Consider the following 14,877-nt stretch of genomic DNA (forward strand, 5'->3'; position numbering starts at 1 on the left):
CATGATGCCAAGCGACAAAAATATTGAACTGACCATCAGCGACGGTCATGCGTCGGCGCCACCCAAGGCCGCCAAGAAGATCCTCGACGTGGCCTATGACCTGTTCTACCGGCGAGGTATCAGGGCGATCGGTGTCGACGAGATCGTCAAGCGCGCCGGCGTCACCAAGCCGAGCCTCTATCGCAGCTTTCCCTCCAAGGACGAACTGGCCGCCTCCTACCTCAGGCAATACGATCTTGAATACTGGGAGCGTTTCGATGAGGCGGTTGCCGCCAATCCCGGTGACCCTCGTGCGCAGATCAAGGCTTTTCTGACCCGCATCGGCAAGCGAACGCAGGTGGCGGACTATCGCGGCTGCGGCATGACCAATGCGGCGGTCGAATATCCCGACCACAGCCATCCGGCCCGCGTCGTCAGCGAGGCCAACAAGCAGGAATTGCGCCGCCGCCTGCGCGCCATGGCGGCTGCGATGGGCGCGCATGACCCTGACACGCTGGGCGACGGGCTGCTGCTGCTCATCGAAGGCGCCTATATCAGCGGCCAGCTGTTCGGCCTCGGCGGACCGGCACAGTCGGTCGCCCGCAACGCCGACCTGCTGATCGAGGCGAGCTTGAAGAAATAGCGATTGGCGATACGCTGGGACGACCGCCAACGGAGATCCCCGCGATGCGCAGCCTGTTGATCCCGCTCATCCTCGCCGGCCTCTGCCAGGCGGCACAAGCCGGCGAGATATCCAGCGCCTACACCGACCTCGACTGGAAGAAGGACTGCGTGACCTATGCGCAGGCCGAGCAGGGCGACGGCGATTGGGCCGACCTCGCCTGCTCCGGCTATCGCGGCTATTCCGTGCTGATCGGATATGACGACGCCCGCGAATCGCTGTTCTACGGTTTTCCGCCCGGCGGCGACATGACGTCCGTCTGGGAAAGTTTTTCGGCCTTCAATTCGTCCGGGGCCAAGGTCGAGTGGCGCATCGAAACCAATGGCGACAAGGCGGTGCCATTCGCGGTCATCCACCGCCGCTCGATCAGCAATCCCGAGGACGAGACCAGGAAGACCGAGGTGCTGCTCGTCGCCAAGGTCGCCCAGATGGACGCCCGTGACGGCTGCACCGTCGGCCTGGTGCTGGCCACCGGCAACCCCACCGCCAACGACCAGGCGCGCAAGATCGCCGACGAGAAGGCGAAAGGCTTCGCCTGCGGCAAGGACAAGCGCGTGGTGATCGGCGACGTGCCGGCTTTCGGCCGGGTTGATAACTGACCGCTCGAGCTACTTGCTCGCCTTTGCCCGTGCAACCGCGTCGATGATCATCCTCTTGGCGTATTTGGAATCGTGCCAGCCTTCGATCTTGACCCATTTGCCGGGCTCGAGATCCTTGTAGTGCTCGAAGAAGTGTTGCACCTGCTGGCGCGTGATGTCGGGCAGCTGCGTGTATTCGGTGATGTTCTCGTAGCGCAGTGTGAGCTTCGGTGACGGCACCGCGATGATCTTCTCGTCCTGGCCGGCATTGTCTTCCATGATCAGCACGCCGATCGGCCGCACATTGATGACGCAGCCCGGCACCAGCGCACGCGTGTTGCAAACCAGCACGTCGATCGGGTCGCCGTCGCCCGACAGCGTGTGCGGCACGAAGCCGTAATTGCCGGGGTAGCGCATCGAGGTGTGCAGGAAGCGGTCGACGAACAGCGTGCCGGCCTCCTTGTCCATCTCGTACTTGATCGGCTCGCCGCCGATCGGCACCTCGATGATGACGTTGACGTCCTCAGGCGGATTCTTTCCAGTGGCTATGGCTTCGATGCGCATGGCTTTTGTCCCTCTCTCGATTGGCAGGAGATAGCGGGCGGCGCAAAATGGTGCAATGCGGCGAATGGTGCTTACATGCATCCGGCGGGACGCGATGGCGTTCGGCGCGTTCAATCATCGGCACAAGATGTTTCAGCGTCGTGATTTACGTGAGCCCGGGACTTCGCCTTCCGCGATCGTGCCCGGCAGTCACTCCCAGACGAAGGCGACCTTCTTCAGCGCCTTCTGCTCGAAAATCTCGACCCCTTCGGCGATGTCGCGGCCGCCGGCACCTGCGTAGAAGGCGAGTGCGTTCTGGTTGTCTTCCAGCGCCCACACCACCATGCCCTTCAGCCCATGGTCGGCAAGCCGCGCCCTGGCCGCTGAAAACAGCCGCCTGCCCAGCCCGATGCCCTGATATTCCGGGCGCAGGTACAATTCGTAGATCTCGCCTTGCTGCTTGAGCTCCTTGGCGCGGTTCTTGCCGATCGTCGCATAGCCGGCAATCGTGCCGCCGATCTCGACGACCAGCACGGTCGCCGCGCGGCGTATGGCATTCGCCCACCAGTCGGTTCCCCGGCGGTTGATCATCGACGTCAGCGTGCGGTGCGGGATGATGCCGCTATAGGCGCCGCGCCAGGCTTCCAGGTGCACCTCGGCAATGGCGCCGGCATCGCGCGGGTCTGCCTTCCGAATATCGATCGTCAGCGTATTCATGATTTGTTAACCATAAACCCGCATCGGCCGATTGCAAGAGTCCGGGGCGGCCCGCCAACCGCTTTCTACATCCGATCCTGACATTGCCGAAATTGGATAAGCCCCGTCCCGAAATGGGCCGGATCGGCAGGGTGGCGTCTGCCGGCAGACTCAGATTTCGACCAGATGGTCGTCCAGTTCGTTGGTATCGCCCGGCGTAACAGGGAAATGCTCGGCCAGCACCGCCCCCACCTGCTCGATCGCCTTGACGAAGCCGTCGGCGAGCCGGTTGTCCCCGGCATGGGCGGTCAGGTCACGCACCACTCCGTCCCAGACTTGTTGGCCGACCTTGGCGTCGATGCCTGAATCGGCCACCACCTCGGCGTAGCGCTCGGCGATCGAGACGAAGATCAGCACGCCGGTGCGCGCCGTGGTGCGGTGAACGTTGCGGGCGAGAAACTGTTTGACCGCATTGGCGTGCGCTGCCTGATAGCGCAGCCGGCGTGGCACCATGTGGATGCGCAGGCCGGGCAGCGTCCACAGCAGGGCCAGCACGCAGGCCAGCGCCAGCAACTCGGCAATGACGAAATGCGGCAGGCGGATGGTGAGCCACCAGGCTTCCAGCCCATAGGCGACGGCAAGGCTGACGATCAGCATGCCGAGGGTCGCCATCAGCGCGGCGGGGGCGAAATAACCGTCGCTGGCATGCGCCACGACGCAATATATCTCGCCATCGGTTTGCGCTTCGGCGGCACGGATCGCAGCGGCGATGCGCTCATGATCCTGCGGGCTGATCGGTCGTGTTGCCATGATCTTGTCTCACCAGCTTCCTGAAGAACCGCCACCGCCGGACGAGCCGCCGCCGCCCGAAAACCCGCCGCCGCCGCTGCTTGACCCCGAGGACCACCCGCCGCCGGAACTGCCCGAGGACCAGCCGCCGCCCGACGACCCCGTCGTCCAGCCGCTGCTGCCCGTGGATCCGCCCGCTCCCTGGCCATAGCGAAACGTCATCCCCAGCCATCTATACACGCCCGGCGACAGCTTCGTGCCGAACATCGGCGGCAGGAATGCCATTGCCAGGCCACCGAAGAACATCGTCGCCCACAGGATCAGGAACACGGCGACGATCGGGTCCATGGAAGTGCTGCTGTCGGCGGGATTGCGGCGGCCGCGCGCCTCCAGTTCCTCGGGATTGCCTTCCAGCACCATGACCATGTCGTCGACGGCCTTGGAGATGCCGCCGGAGAAATCGCCGGCACGGAACGCCGGCACCATGTCGTTCTCGATGATCAGCTTGGTATGCAGATCGGTCAGCGTGCCTTCGAGCCCATAGCCGACCTCGATGCGCATCTTGCGGTCGTTTGGCGCGACCAGGAGCAGGACGCCGTTGTTCTCCTTGGCCTGGCCGAGCTTCCAGAAGCGGAACAGCCGGTTGGCGTAGGGTTCGATCTCCTCGCCGTCGAGACTGGGGATGGTGGCGACGACGATCTGATCCGAGCCCTTGGTTTCGAAGTCCGCCAGCTTCTGCGTCAGCGCGGCCTTGGTCGCGGCATCGATAATGCCGGCATTGTCGACCACGCGGCCGGTGAGAGCCGGAAGATCGGCGGCCACGGCGGCGATCGAGGCAAGCAGCAGGGACGCCAGTGTGATTAAGGCCAGGCGCAATCCCGTGGCGCATCGGCCGGGCATCGATGGGACGGCGGCTCTTACCATGGCCTACCAGCTTCCCGAGGAGCCGCCGCCGCCGGACGAACCGCCGCCGCCCGAAAAGCCGCCACCCCCGCCACCCGAAGACCAGCCGCCGCCGGAGCTTCCGGACGACCAGCCGCCCCCCGATGAGGACCGCCGGTGCGGTTCGAAGGTCATGCCCAGCCAGCGATAGCGTCCGGGCCCGAGCTTCTGGCCGAAGATCGGCGGCAGGACCGAGGCCGCGATGCTGCCGAAGAAAATGATCGCCCAGATGCTGATGAAGACGGCGAAGAACAGGTCGTCGGCATTGAACGGCGCCTGCTCGTTGCGCTTGCCGCGCGCCTCCAACTCCTCCGGATTGCCCTCCAACACCATGATCATGTCGTCGACGGCCTTGGAGATACCGCCCGGGAAATCGCCGGCACGGAACGCCGGCACCATGTCGTTTTCGATGATCAGCTTGGTGTGCAGGTCGGTCAGCGTGCCTTCGAGCCCATAGCCGACCTCGATGCGCATCTTGCGATCGTTCGGCGCGACCAGGAGCAGGACGCCGTTGTTCTCCTTGGCCTGGCCGAGCTTCCAGAAGCGGAACAGCCGGTTGGCGTAGGGTTCGATCTCCTCGCCGTCGAGGCTGGGGATGGTGGCGACGACGATCTGGTCCGAGCCCTTGGTTTCGAAGGCGGCGAGTTTTTGGGTCAGCGCGGCACGTGTGCCGGCATCGATGATGCCGGCATTGTCGACCACGCGGCCGGTGAGCGCCGGCAGATCGGCGGCGAAGGCGCTTAGGGGTAGGAGGAGGAAACCGAGAAGAAACCCAAGAAGAGTGAGGTACGCGCGAGGCGCCCCTCTCTGTCCTGCCGGACATCTCCCCCACGAGGGGGGAGATTGGCGGCTTGACCGCCGGCTCTCCCTTTTAGGCGTTGGAGATTGGCGAAAGCCAACGCGACATGTGATCTCCCCACTCGTGGGGGAGATGTCCGGCAGGACAGAGGGGGGCGCCACGGAACGCAATGCTTTCAGGCCCCGCGAAACAATGGCCCGTTCACCCGCCCTGCTTCGTGCCGAAATCGACCTTCGGCGGCTGCATCTTGTCTTCGTCGACGGTGAAGTTGGCGAACGGCTCGTTGCCACGGAACCAGAAGGTCGCCCACAGCACCGACGGGAAGGTCTTCAGCGTCAGATTGTAGTCCCTGACGGCCTGGATGTAGTCGCGCCGCGCCACCGCGATGCGGTTCTCGGTGCCTTCGAGCTGTGCCTGCAGCGCCAGGAAATTCTGGTTGGCCTTGAGGTCGGGATAGGCCTCCGACACCGCGATCAGCCGCGACAGCGCGCTGGTCAGCCCTGCCTGGGCATCCTGGAACTTCTTGAGCGCTTCCGGATCCTTCAGCGTTTCCGGCGTCACCGTGATCTGCGTCGCCTTGGCGCGCGCCTCGACCACCGCGTCGAGCGTGTCCTTTTCATGCGAAGCATAGCCTTTGACCGTCTCGACCAGATTGGGAATGAGATCGGCGCGGCGTTGATACTGATTCAACACCTCGCTCCATGCCGCCCTGGCGTTTTCTTCCGCTGTCGGGATGGTGTTGTAGCCACAGCCAGCAAGCAGCGGCAGCACGATTGCCATCATCAGGAAGGCGGGCAGCGTGCGGAATGTCGATGGTCGAGCAAGGCGCTGGGCAAGCATGATGGGGTTCCCTCGATAGAAGTTGCAGGCGAAGCATTACCACAATCGGCGCGCAAGAAAACGGCCTCGACCTCTGGAGCAGGCTCTGCGTGAATCGGGCCCGCGCAAGGCCCTGTGATTGGGTCCGCGAACGCGATAAGATCCGATCAGAACGGGACATCATCATGGCGCAGCGCCAGAACAGCGACAGCGAATCGCACCGTATCCTCCAGCGCGTCGCGCAGGAGACCGATCCGGCCGGCAACTCTTTCGTGGCACGGACGACGAAAGGCATGCGCGACCACGTCTCCGCGGCCGACGCCGATCGCACGGATCCGATCGAAGTCTGGGGCACGCGCGTTGGCCGGATACTCGGACTGCTTCTGGCGCTGGGCCTGATGGTCTGGCTCGTGCTTTTCCTCACCCGGGGCAGCTAGGAATCAAGAAACAATGAGCGCCGAAAAAGCCGACGCGCCGCGCGCGGTCATCGTCATTTCCAGCCATGTCGCCCGTGGCTCCGTCGGCAACCGCGCCGCCGTCTTCGCGCTGGAGACCTTGGGCTTTCCGGTGTGGGCGGTGCCGACAATCATCCTGCCCTGGCATCCCGGACATGGCCGCGCCACCCGCATCGTGCCGCCGCTCGACCAGTTCAAGGCGCTGATGGCCGATCTGGAGCGCGCGCCGTGGCTGGGTGAAGTCGGCGCCGTGCTCTCCGGTTACCTCGGCGAGGCCGGCCAGGCCGAGGCGGTCGCCTCGCTGGTCGCCGCGGTCAAGGCCAGGACGCCTGACGCCGTCTATATCTGCGATCCGGTGATGGGTGATTCCGGCGGCCTCTATGTGCCCGAGCTCACCGCCGCCGCCATGCGCGACCGCCTGATGCCGATCGCCGACATCGCCACCCCCAACCGCTATGAGCTGGAATGGATGGCCGGCGCGCCGCTGCCCGACCTGAAATCGGTGATCTCGGCGGCGCTCCATGCCGGACCGTCGACCATGCTGGTCACCTCGGCACCGTCGATGATTTCAGGCGGCACCGGCAATTTGCTGCTCGACGGCACCCAGGCGTTGCTCGCCGAACACCGCCTGATCGACAAGCCGCCGAACGGCCTGGGCGACCTGACGGCCGCCGTCTACCTGGCGCGCATCTTGTCCGGCCAGCCGGCGATCAAGGCGCTGCAGTCGACCACGGCGGCGGTCTACGAGATCCTGGCGCGCACGGCCAAGCGCGGCGGCGACGAATTGCAGCTCGAAACCGATGCGCAGAGCCTGTCGCACCCGATGGCCATGGTCCAGCTTCGCCACCTGACGCATCCGGGGCGGGACCGCCGGGCGTGACCCCCGCCGAAATCGTGCTCGTCGGCGCCGATGGCTGCAAGGCCGGCTGGATCGCCGTGCTGCACGAACCCGGTTCGACACCTCGTGACGCCAGCCCCGCGCCTTCGGTCGATGTCTTCCCCACCTTCGCCGCCCTGCTGGCGGCGATCCCCGATGACGCGATCGTCGCCGTCGACATGCCGATCGGCTTGCCGGAATTTTCGCAAAATGGCGGGCGCGGACCGGAAGCGCTGGTGCGGCCGCTGCTCGGCGCGCGCCAGTCCAGCGTCTTTTCGATCCCGTCCCGCGCCGCGCTCTATGCCGACACCTGCGGCTTCACCACGATCGAAGCCTGGTACGCCGCGCATCGCAGCGCAAGCGAGGTGGCCAGGACCACATCCGATCCACCGCGCGGCGTTTCCATCCAGACCTTCGGCATCTTCTCCAAGATCCGTGAAATAGACGCGTTGCTGATCGCGCAGCCCGAACTGCGCGGCCGCGTCTTCGAATCGCATCCGGAAGTCGCCTTCTGCCGCCTGAATGGCGACCAGGCCATGCTGTTGCCGAAGAAGATCAAGGGCAGTGTCAACCCGGCCGGCATGGCGGAGCGCAAGGCACTGCTTTGCCGGCATGGCTATGAAATGGATTTCCTCGACCAGCCGCCGCCACGTGGTGCGGCCGCCGACGATTTCCTCGATGCGGCGGCGATGGCGCTGATCGCCGGCCGCATCGCCAGCGGCAAAGCAAAACCGTTTCCCGACCCGCCGCTCGCTGACGGTTTTGGCATACCGGTCGCCATCTGGGCATGACAATGTCGGCGGGCGTCACGCTTTTGGCGCATGGCATTTATGGCCAGCCCCTACAATTCTGCATTGCTCGTAGCGGGCTTTTGCCGTTAGAGCCTTTCCTCGACCGCAACGTATCGGCCCGAAAGCCGGAATCGGCTTTCGGAAAGCACGATGCGTAAACAAAATAGCAGAGCTGCCGCCTCCAACCCGGAAAGGCCTTAGCCGCCCATGCCTCATCTTCCCGAACACCTCCTCGCCGGCTACCGCAATTTCATGAACGGCCGCTACCTCACCGAGAGCGGCCGCTATCGCGAGCTCGCCCGCGAAGGCCAGGCGCCCGAGACCATGATCGTCGCCTGTTGTGACTCGCGATCCGCGCCCGAGGCGATCTTCGACGCCGGCCCCGGCGAGCTCTTCGTGCTGCGCAATGTCGGCAACCTGGTGCCGCCTTACGAGCCGGACGGCGAGTTCCATTCGACTTCGGCGGCGCTCGAATTCGCGGTGCAGAGTCTCAAGGTCAAGAACATCGTCGTCATGGGCCACGGCCGCTGCGGCGGTATCCGCGCCGCGCTCGACAGCAACGCCGCGCCGCTGTCTCCCGGCGACTTCATCGGCAAGTGGATGAGCCTGATCGCGCCCGCCGCCGAGACGGTGTCGGCCAGCACCTTCATGACGGCGACGGAGCGCCAGACGGCACTCGAGCGCATCTCGATTCGCTATTCCCTCGCCAACCTCAGGACCTTTCCCTGCGTCTCGATCCTCGAGGGCAAGGGGCGGCTGTCGCTGCACGGAGCCTGGTTCGACATTTCGACCGGCGAGCTCTGGGTGATGAACAAGGAAACCGGCGATTTCGAGCGCCCGGTGCTGGAATGACCGGTACGGCGCGGCAGGCGATGAGCGTCCGGCCGGTCGTTTTCGCGGCGGCCGCGCTGCTGATAGCGATCGTTGCCGCTCGCGCCGATGACCGCGCCATCATCAGCCGCTGGTATTCGGCGCTGCTGGTCGCCGATCGCACCGATCTGTCAGACCTGCTCGCCGACGACGTCCGCATCAAGCTCGACGACCTCGGCGTCGTCCAGAGCAAGCAGGAATTCATCGCTTCGCTCGACGAATGGAAAGGCGCGGTTGCCGGTGCTGCTATCCGGCACCGCATCGAGAAGAGCGAGGGCGGGGTCACCACCGTGATCGCCTGCTACGATTTCCCCGACAATGACATGCTGATGCAGGAAACCTTCGCGGTGAACAACAACCGCATCACCGCCAGCTCGCAAGCCGCGATCGCCGAAAACTGCGAGGGCTACTGAGGCGGATCGGCCAACTGGCATATTGCGGGCCCGCGGGCCACGCCCTACATCGGTGACACCCTCCTTCTGATGCCAGCGAAAGACCCTCCATGCCCTCTCCGAAAGCCGTCGATCTCGCCGCCCATCCGTTGACCGCGTGGCGAGGACCGCTCGGCCTGCCCGATTTTGCCCATATTGGCGACGGTGATTTCTCCCCTGTCTTCGACGCCGCGCTGAAGGCGCATGAGGCCGAGATCGACGCGATCGCCACCAACAAGGATGCGCCGACCATCGACAACACGCTTGCCGCGCTGGAACTGGGCGGCGAGGCGCTCGATCACGTCTCGTCGATCTTCTGGTGCCGTGCCGGCGCCTACACCAACGAGACGATCCAGGCGCTGGAGCGCGACATTTCGCCGAAGATGTCGAGGCACTTCTCGGCGATCTCGATGAACGAAAAATTGTTTGCCCGCATCGACGACCTCTACCAACGCCGCGAGAGCCTGAAGCTCGATCCCGAGACGCTGCGCGTCCTGGAGAAGACCTGGAAAGGCTTCGTCCGTTCCGGCGCCAAGCTCGATGCCGACGGCAAGAAGCGGTTGGCGAAAATCAGCGAGGAGCTGTCGTCGCTCGGCACGACTTTCGGTCAGAACGTGCTTGCCGACGAGCGCGACTGGGCGCTGTTCCTCGACGAGGCCGACCTTGCCGGCCTGCCGAACTTCGTAAAAAGCTCGATGGCCGAGGCCGCCGAGATACGTGGTCAGAAGGGCCGCTACGCCGTCACACTGTCGCGCTCGATCTACGAGCCGTTCACCACCTTCTCCGAGCGCCGCGACCTGCGCGAGATCGTCTTTCGCGCCTTCACCATGCGCGGCCAGAACGGCGGTGCGTCCGACAACACGACCGTGGTGCGCGACATGCTGAAGCTGCGGGCCGAGAAGGCGAAGCTGCTCGGCTATGCCTCCTTCGCCGCGCTCAAGCTCGACGACACCATGGCCAAGACACCGAAGGCGGTGCATGCGCTGCTCGACCCGGTCTGGGAAAAGGCGGTGGAAAGGGCCGCCGCCGACCAGAAAGAACTGGAGCGGCTGGCGGCCGAAGCCGGCAGCAACGAGAAATTCGCCGCCTGGGACTGGCGCTTCTATCAGGAGAAGCTGCGCGCGGAAAAGTTCGCTTTCGATGAGGCGGAGCTGAAACCCTATCTGCAGCTCGATCGCGTCATCGACGCCTGCTTCGACGTGGCGACGCGGCTGTTCGGCATCACGTTCGAGGAGAAGAAGGGTATTGCCGCCTGGCACCCGGACGCGCGTGTCTTCGTGGTGAAAAACGCCGACGGCAGCGAGCGCGGCCTGTTCCTGGCCGACTATTTCGCCCGACCCTCGAAACGCTCCGGCGCCTGGATGAGCGCGCTGAAGTCCGGGTATAAGCTCGGCCACGGCGCGAAGCCGGTGATCTACAACGTCATGAACTTCGCCAAGCCGCCGGCGGGCGAGCCGGCCCTGCTGTCGGTCGACGAGGCGAAGACCTTGTTCCACGAATTCGGCCATGCGCTGCATGGCATGCTGACCGACGTCACCTGGCCATCGGTTTCCGGAACCTCGGTCAGCCGCGACTTCGTCGAACTTCCCTCGCAGCTCTACGAGCACTGGTTGACGGTGCCGGCGGTGCTGGAAAAGCACGCGCTTCATGTCAAGACCGGCAAGCCGATGCCCAAGGCGCTGCTCGACAAGATGCTGGCCGCGCGCACTTTCGGCGCCGGCTTCGCCACTGTCGAGTTCACCGCCTCCGCCTTGATCGACATGGCCTACCATGCACGGCCCGACGCGCCGGAACAGCCGCTTCGTTTCGAGGGCGAAACATTGGAAAAGCTCGACATGCCCGACACGATCGCGATGCGCCATCGCACCCCGCATTTCGGCCACGTCTTCTCGGGCGACGGTTACTCGGCCGGCTATTATTCCTACATGTGGTCGGAGGTGCTCGACGCCGATGCCTTCGCCGCCTTCGAGGAGACCGGAGACCCCTTCAACCCGGCGCTTGCCGAGCGGCTGAGGAAGAACATCTACGCCGCCGGCGGCTCGAAGGATCCCGAAGAGCTCTACACGGCGTTTCGCGGCAAGATGCCTACGGCAGATGCGATGATGGTCAAGCGGGGGCTGGTGTAGCGCCAGCTAATCTCCCCCCTTGAGGGGGAGATGGCCGCGAAGCGGCCAGAGGGGGTCGGTCCGACCGGACGCGGCCTCCTGCGGATGAAGGTTGGCGCTTCACGTGAGGCGACCCCCTCTGTCGCCTTTGGCGACATCTCCCCCTCAAGGGGGGAGATCGGCAGCGTCACACCTTCCACGGATCCTTCACCCTCGGCCACACCGGCCGTGTCAGCTTCCTGTAATCGGTCACCGCAGGATTGCTCGGATAGGAACTCGGCGCCGAGACATAGATGATCTCGGCGCCGATCGGTTCGAAGCCGGCATAAAAGTGGTTGGTCGACTTGATCAGCAGCATGTCCTTGGCCAGCGGATCGACGCCGATGTTGGAGAAAATGTCCGGCTCGAAAGTCTGCGTGCGATTGGTGTTGAGGATCACGTCGACCTCGGTGCCTTCGATGCGCACCACCGCTGACGGTCCCAATGTCACGCGGCTCGGCCCGAAACTCTGCCAGCTTTCGCTGACAGCCTTCAGCACCTTGACGCGCGCGTCGATCGGCTCACCCGCTTGAGGCCCGGCCTTGCCGCCGAAACGCAGGTCTATGACAGCGCCCTCGCCGGCTGCCAGGCAGAAGGTCACCGCTATCGGATCCCAGATCGTCGCCACGCCAAGCTTGTCGAGGCCGCGCGCCAGCATCTGGCGCAGCACGAAGGTGCCGTCGCCGGGAACGCCGCCGCCGGGATTGTCCCAGACGTCGGCGATGACCACGGGCTTGCCGGGATTCCCGGCACGTACGGCCAGCGCCCGGTCGATGCCGTCGGCGGCATCAAACATCGTCATCGCTGTCTTTTCGCGCATGGAATAGAGCTCGCGTCCGAGTTGTTCCGCCAGCGCGTCGCCCCTGGCCTTGTCATTGTCGGTGACGACGAGGATGCGCGTGCCCATTTCCGGCACGTCGGCGGCCATGAAGCCGTGGATGACGGAGACCGACAGAACGCCGTCCTTGCCGTGCAGCGCCTTGATGCGGTCGACGAAGGAGCGCATCGGCTCGCGGCTGGTCGGCAGCACCTGGATCATGCGGCAGTCGAAGGTCGAGATGACAGGCTTGATCTCGCCACGCGCCGCGGCAAGCCCGAGTTCGACGACGTGTTCGCCGCGCTCGTAGAAATCGGTGTGCGGGAATTCGAGGAAATAGGCCATGATGTCGGACGCCGCCACGCGCTTGGGCGTCAGATGGCTGTGCGGATCGAACTCGCAGGCGATCACCACGCCAGGCCCGACGATGCCGCGCACGCGCTCCAGCAGATCGCCCTCGCAGTCGTCATAGCCTTGCGCCACCATGGCGCCATGCAGGCCCAGCATGACGGCATCGACCGGCAAGGCGGCCTTGAGCTGGCCAAGTATTTCGTCGCGCAGCGCCTCATAGGTCTGCCGCTGCACGAGACCGCCGGGCTCGGCCCAGGTCGCGGTGCCTTCGATCACGGTGAGACCTTCCGCGGCCGCGCGGCGGCGCAGCGCCACGATCGGCGAAGAGCACAGCGTCGGCGTTTCCGGATGCTTGCCCGGACCGGCATAGAAAGCCATCTCGAACGAGGCCCGGTCTGTCGGCACCGGCGAGAAGGTGTTGGTTTCCGTCGCCAGCGAGGCGGTGAAGATACGCATGAAAGCTCCGTGGACTTCTTGTTTTTTCGCAATTCCGCGCGGAAAACCGCTGGGAACTTTTCCTGAATTGCTGGAATGCTATTTGACCGCCCCGAGCGCCAGCCCCCGGACGAGATAACGCTGCAGCCAAATGAACAGAATCGCCACCGGCAAGGTGGCCAACAGCGTCGCCGCCATGACGTGATGCCATTCGATCGTGTAGCGGCCAGCGACCAGCGAGAACACCTGGATCGGCAGCGTGTAGCTCTCCTGGCTGCGCAGCATGGTCAGCGCCACGACGAACTCGTTCCAGGCGTTGATGAAGGTGAAGATCGCCGTCACCGCGATCGCCGGCAGGCAAAGCGGCAGGAACACTTTTCGCAAGGTCAGCCAGCGCCCGGCCCCTTCCATCCAGGCCGCCTCCTCGAGGTCACGCGGAATGGTGTCGAAATAGCTCTGCAGCATCCACACGGTGAAGGCGACGTTGAAGGCCATGTAGATGAAGCCGAGCGCCGTGGTGCTCTCGACCAGCCCCCAGGCGGCCATCAGCCGGAACAGGCCGAGCACCAGCACGATCGGTGAGATCATCTGCGAGATCAGCAGGAACTGGCGGAAGGCGCCGTAGCCGGCGAAGCGGAAGCGCGACATCGCGTAAGCCGCGGGCACCGAGATCAAGATGGCGCCGACGGTAGCGATCACCGAGACGTAGAGCGAATTGGCCAGCGCCTGGCCGAAGCCGGTCGCCACCCACATGTCGGAAAAATTCGACCAGCGGAACTCGCTCGGCCACCAGGTGGGTGTCAGCACTTCGGTCCGTGGCTTCACCGCGGTCAGGAACATCACCGCGAAGGGGAAGATCGTCACCACGATCAAAGGCGCCAGCAGCAGCCACGCGATGGCGGTACGCTTCAGTTTGCTGCTCATGCGCGCTGCTCCCGCATGGCGAGGCGCACATAGATCATGGTGAAGACCAGCAATATGGCGAACATCACCAGCGACACCGCCGACGCCTCGCCCAGCTTGCCGATGCGGAAGGCGAGCTTGTAGAGGTGGGTCACCAGGATGTCGGTCGAATTGGCCGGCCCGCCCTGCGTCATCACCCAGATGATCGGGAAGGAATTGAAGACGTAGATCGTGTTGAGCACGATGGCGATGTTGATGAACGGTTTCAGCAGCGGAAAGGTGATCTCGCGGAACTGCTGCAGCGGCGTTGCCCCCTCCAAGGCGGCCGCCTCGTAGAGATCATCCGGGATCGACGACAGGCCGCCGAGGAAGATCGTCGTGGTGAACGGCACCGTCACCAATATGCCGATCAGCACCTGCATCGGAAAGGCCGTGCCGGCCTGTGCCAGCCATTGGATGTTGTGGTCGATCAGGCCGAGCCCGATCAGCGCCGAATTCAGCATGCCGCTTTCGCCGCTCAGCGCCCAGCGCCAGACCACCGCCGTCATGGTCAACGACACCGCCCAGGGCAGCATGATGATGACGCGCGCAAGGCCACGGCCATAGAAATCGGTGTTGAGGATCATCGCCACCGGGATCGAGACCAGCAGCGCGCCGCCGACCACCAGCACCGTCCACAGCCCGGTACGCCAGAGGGCCGCGATGAAATCGGGATCGGCGGTGAGCGCGGCGAAATTGGTCAGGCCGCTGAACTCCCGCAACTGGCCAAACCGATTGACGTCGTGCGTCGCGATCTGGATCAGGTCCCAGACCGGCCAGAAAATGACCACCGCAGCCAGGAACAGGCTGGGCAGGGTCAGGAGATAGGGCAGGAAGCGATTTTGCATCGGCTGGTTTGTACCGCTTTGCGAGGCATCAGTAGCGCTGGTTGGCCAACAGACCTGTTCTTCCCAGGCGCCCGGTTTCGAACTCTTTC

General features: G+C 64.5%; 17 protein-coding genes. 8 read left to right on the forward strand and 9 right to left on the reverse strand.

Annotation, left to right across the window (positions count from 1 at the left end; translation table 11 throughout):
• The first annotated feature begins 4 nt into the window (after window positions 1–4).
• Complete coding sequence (locus tag EN824_RS23990) at window positions 5–622, forward strand: TetR/AcrR family transcriptional regulator (RefSeq protein WP_127278722.1); 618 nt, start codon at window positions 5–7, stop codon at window positions 620–622.
• 44 nt (window positions 623–666) lie between these two features.
• Window positions 667–1,260, forward strand: coding sequence for a hypothetical protein (locus tag EN824_RS23995; RefSeq protein ID WP_135932759.1), 594 nt, complete (start codon window positions 667–669; stop codon window positions 1,258–1,260).
• A 9-nt stretch (window positions 1,261–1,269) separates the two neighbouring features.
• Here the strand turns inward: EN824_RS23995 and ppa are convergent, their stop codons facing one another.
• The 6 genes from ppa to EN824_RS24030 all read right to left on the reverse strand — a co-directional run bounded on the left by ppa (window position 1,270) and on the right by EN824_RS24030 (window position 5,848).
• A complete protein-coding gene (ppa, locus tag EN824_RS24000; RefSeq protein WP_127278724.1) occupies window positions 1,270–1,803 on the reverse strand; it encodes an inorganic diphosphatase in 534 nt (177 codons plus the stop codon).
• 189 nt (window positions 1,804–1,992) lie between these two features.
• Window positions 1,993–2,499, reverse strand: coding sequence for a GNAT family N-acetyltransferase (locus EN824_RS24005; RefSeq protein ID WP_127278725.1), 507 nt, complete (start codon window positions 2,497–2,499; stop codon window positions 1,993–1,995).
• A gap of 150 nt (window positions 2,500–2,649) precedes the next feature.
• Complete coding sequence (locus tag EN824_RS24010; protein WP_135932760.1) at window positions 2,650–3,288, reverse strand: TPM domain-containing protein; 639 nt, start codon at window positions 3,286–3,288, stop codon at window positions 2,650–2,652.
• A 9-nt stretch (window positions 3,289–3,297) separates the two neighbouring features.
• On the reverse strand, window positions 3,298–4,167 hold the full coding sequence (locus EN824_RS24015; RefSeq protein WP_245521008.1) for a YgcG family protein: 870 nt from the start codon (window positions 4,165–4,167) through the stop codon (window positions 3,298–3,300).
• 27 nt (window positions 4,168–4,194) lie between these two features.
• Window positions 4,195–4,932, reverse strand: a complete 738-nt coding sequence (locus tag EN824_RS24020) for a YgcG family protein (RefSeq protein WP_335930843.1) — start codon at window positions 4,930–4,932, stop codon at window positions 4,195–4,197.
• 277 nt (window positions 4,933–5,209) lie between these two features.
• Window positions 5,210–5,848, reverse strand: coding sequence for a LemA family protein (locus tag EN824_RS24030; protein ID WP_127280912.1), 639 nt, complete (start codon window positions 5,846–5,848; stop codon window positions 5,210–5,212).
• A 164-nt stretch (window positions 5,849–6,012) separates the two neighbouring features.
• Here EN824_RS24030 and EN824_RS24035 point away from each other — a divergent pair, with 164 nt between their 5' ends.
• From EN824_RS24035 to EN824_RS24060, 6 genes are all read left to right on the forward strand, one after another.
• The gene (locus EN824_RS24035; protein ID WP_135932761.1) at window positions 6,013–6,264 is read left to right on the forward strand and encodes a hypothetical protein; all 252 of its coding nucleotides are present in this window, start codon (window positions 6,013–6,015) and stop codon (window positions 6,262–6,264) included.
• 13 nt (window positions 6,265–6,277) lie between these two features.
• Window positions 6,278–7,162 carry a pyridoxal kinase PdxY gene (gene pdxY, locus EN824_RS24040; protein ID WP_135883251.1) on the forward strand — a complete coding sequence of 295 codons (885 nt, stop codon included), beginning with the start codon at window positions 6,278–6,280 and terminating at the stop codon, window positions 7,160–7,162.
• Entirely contained in the window at window positions 7,159–7,950 is a 792-nt protein-coding gene (locus tag EN824_RS24045; protein ID WP_135932762.1) for a DUF429 domain-containing protein, read from the forward strand. Before pdxY ends, EN824_RS24045 begins: the two co-directional genes overlap by 4 nt.
• A gap of 207 nt (window positions 7,951–8,157) precedes the next feature.
• Window positions 8,158–8,802, forward strand: a complete 645-nt coding sequence (locus EN824_RS24050) for a carbonic anhydrase (protein WP_127872892.1) — start codon at window positions 8,158–8,160, stop codon at window positions 8,800–8,802.
• Window positions 8,799–9,233 carry a nuclear transport factor 2 family protein gene (locus EN824_RS24055; protein WP_127277066.1) on the forward strand — a complete coding sequence of 145 codons (435 nt, stop codon included), beginning with the start codon at window positions 8,799–8,801 and terminating at the stop codon, window positions 9,231–9,233. The genes EN824_RS24050 and EN824_RS24055 overlap by 4 nt, the downstream gene beginning before the upstream one ends.
• Window positions 9,234–9,322: 89 nt before the next feature.
• Window positions 9,323–11,377 (forward strand): M3 family metallopeptidase, encoded by a 2,055-nt coding sequence (locus EN824_RS24060; protein ID WP_127277068.1) that lies wholly within the window; start codon window positions 9,323–9,325, stop codon window positions 11,375–11,377.
• Between the two features lie 166 nt (window positions 11,378–11,543).
• Here EN824_RS24060 and EN824_RS24065 read toward each other — a convergent pair whose 3' ends face one another.
• The 3 genes from EN824_RS24065 to EN824_RS24075 all read right to left on the reverse strand — a co-directional run bounded on the left by EN824_RS24065 (window position 11,544) and on the right by EN824_RS24075 (window position 14,788).
• Window positions 11,544–13,019: a M81 family metallopeptidase gene (locus EN824_RS24065; protein ID WP_127277070.1), complete on the reverse strand. Its 1,476-nt coding sequence runs from the start codon at window positions 13,017–13,019 to the stop codon at window positions 11,544–11,546.
• A gap of 78 nt (window positions 13,020–13,097) precedes the next feature.
• Window positions 13,098–13,922, reverse strand: coding sequence for a carbohydrate ABC transporter permease (locus EN824_RS24070; protein WP_127277072.1), 825 nt, complete (start codon window positions 13,920–13,922; stop codon window positions 13,098–13,100).
• Window positions 13,919–14,788, reverse strand: coding sequence for a sugar ABC transporter permease (locus EN824_RS24075; RefSeq protein ID WP_127277074.1), 870 nt, complete (start codon window positions 14,786–14,788; stop codon window positions 13,919–13,921). The genes EN824_RS24070 and EN824_RS24075 overlap by 4 nt, the downstream gene beginning before the upstream one ends.
• Window positions 14,789–14,877 lie beyond the last annotated feature (89 nt).

Source organism: Mesorhizobium sp. M8A.F.Ca.ET.181.01.1.1 (assembly GCF_004792025.1).
Taxonomy (GTDB): Bacteria; Pseudomonadota; Alphaproteobacteria; order Rhizobiales; family Rhizobiaceae; genus Mesorhizobium.

Coding starts and splice junctions, on each gene's coding strand:
- EN824_RS23990 (WP_127278722.1), top strand. CDS start 5: ATGCCAAGCGACAAAAATATTGAACTGACCATCAGCGACGGTCATGCG.
- EN824_RS23995 (WP_135932759.1), top strand. CDS start 667: ATGCGCAGCCTGTTGATCCCGCTCATCCTCGCCGGCCTCTGCCAGGCG.
- ppa (WP_127278724.1), bottom strand. CDS start 1,803: ATGCGCATCGAAGCCATAGCCACTGGAAAGAATCCGCCTGAGGACGTC.
- EN824_RS24005 (WP_127278725.1), bottom strand. CDS start 2,499: ATGAATACGCTGACGATCGATATTCGGAAGGCAGACCCGCGCGATGCC.
- EN824_RS24010 (WP_135932760.1), bottom strand. CDS start 3,288: ATGGCAACACGACCGATCAGCCCGCAGGATCATGAGCGCATCGCCGCT.
- EN824_RS24015 (WP_245521008.1), bottom strand. CDS start 4,167: ATGCCCGGCCGATGCGCCACGGGATTGCGCCTGGCCTTAATCACACTG.
- EN824_RS24030 (WP_127280912.1), bottom strand. CDS start 5,848: ATGCTTGCCCAGCGCCTTGCTCGACCATCGACATTCCGCACGCTGCCC.
- EN824_RS24035 (WP_135932761.1), top strand. CDS start 6,013: ATGGCGCAGCGCCAGAACAGCGACAGCGAATCGCACCGTATCCTCCAG.
- pdxY (WP_135883251.1), top strand. CDS start 6,278: ATGAGCGCCGAAAAAGCCGACGCGCCGCGCGCGGTCATCGTCATTTCC.
- EN824_RS24050 (WP_127872892.1), top strand. CDS start 8,158: ATGCCTCATCTTCCCGAACACCTCCTCGCCGGCTACCGCAATTTCATG.
- EN824_RS24055 (WP_127277066.1), top strand. CDS start 8,799: ATGACCGGTACGGCGCGGCAGGCGATGAGCGTCCGGCCGGTCGTTTTC.
- EN824_RS24060 (WP_127277068.1), top strand. CDS start 9,323: ATGCCCTCTCCGAAAGCCGTCGATCTCGCCGCCCATCCGTTGACCGCG.
- EN824_RS24065 (WP_127277070.1), bottom strand. CDS start 13,019: ATGCGTATCTTCACCGCCTCGCTGGCGACGGAAACCAACACCTTCTCG.
- EN824_RS24070 (WP_127277072.1), bottom strand. CDS start 13,922: ATGAGCAGCAAACTGAAGCGTACCGCCATCGCGTGGCTGCTGCTGGCG.
- EN824_RS24075 (WP_127277074.1), bottom strand. CDS start 14,788: ATGCAAAATCGCTTCCTGCCCTATCTCCTGACCCTGCCCAGCCTGTTC.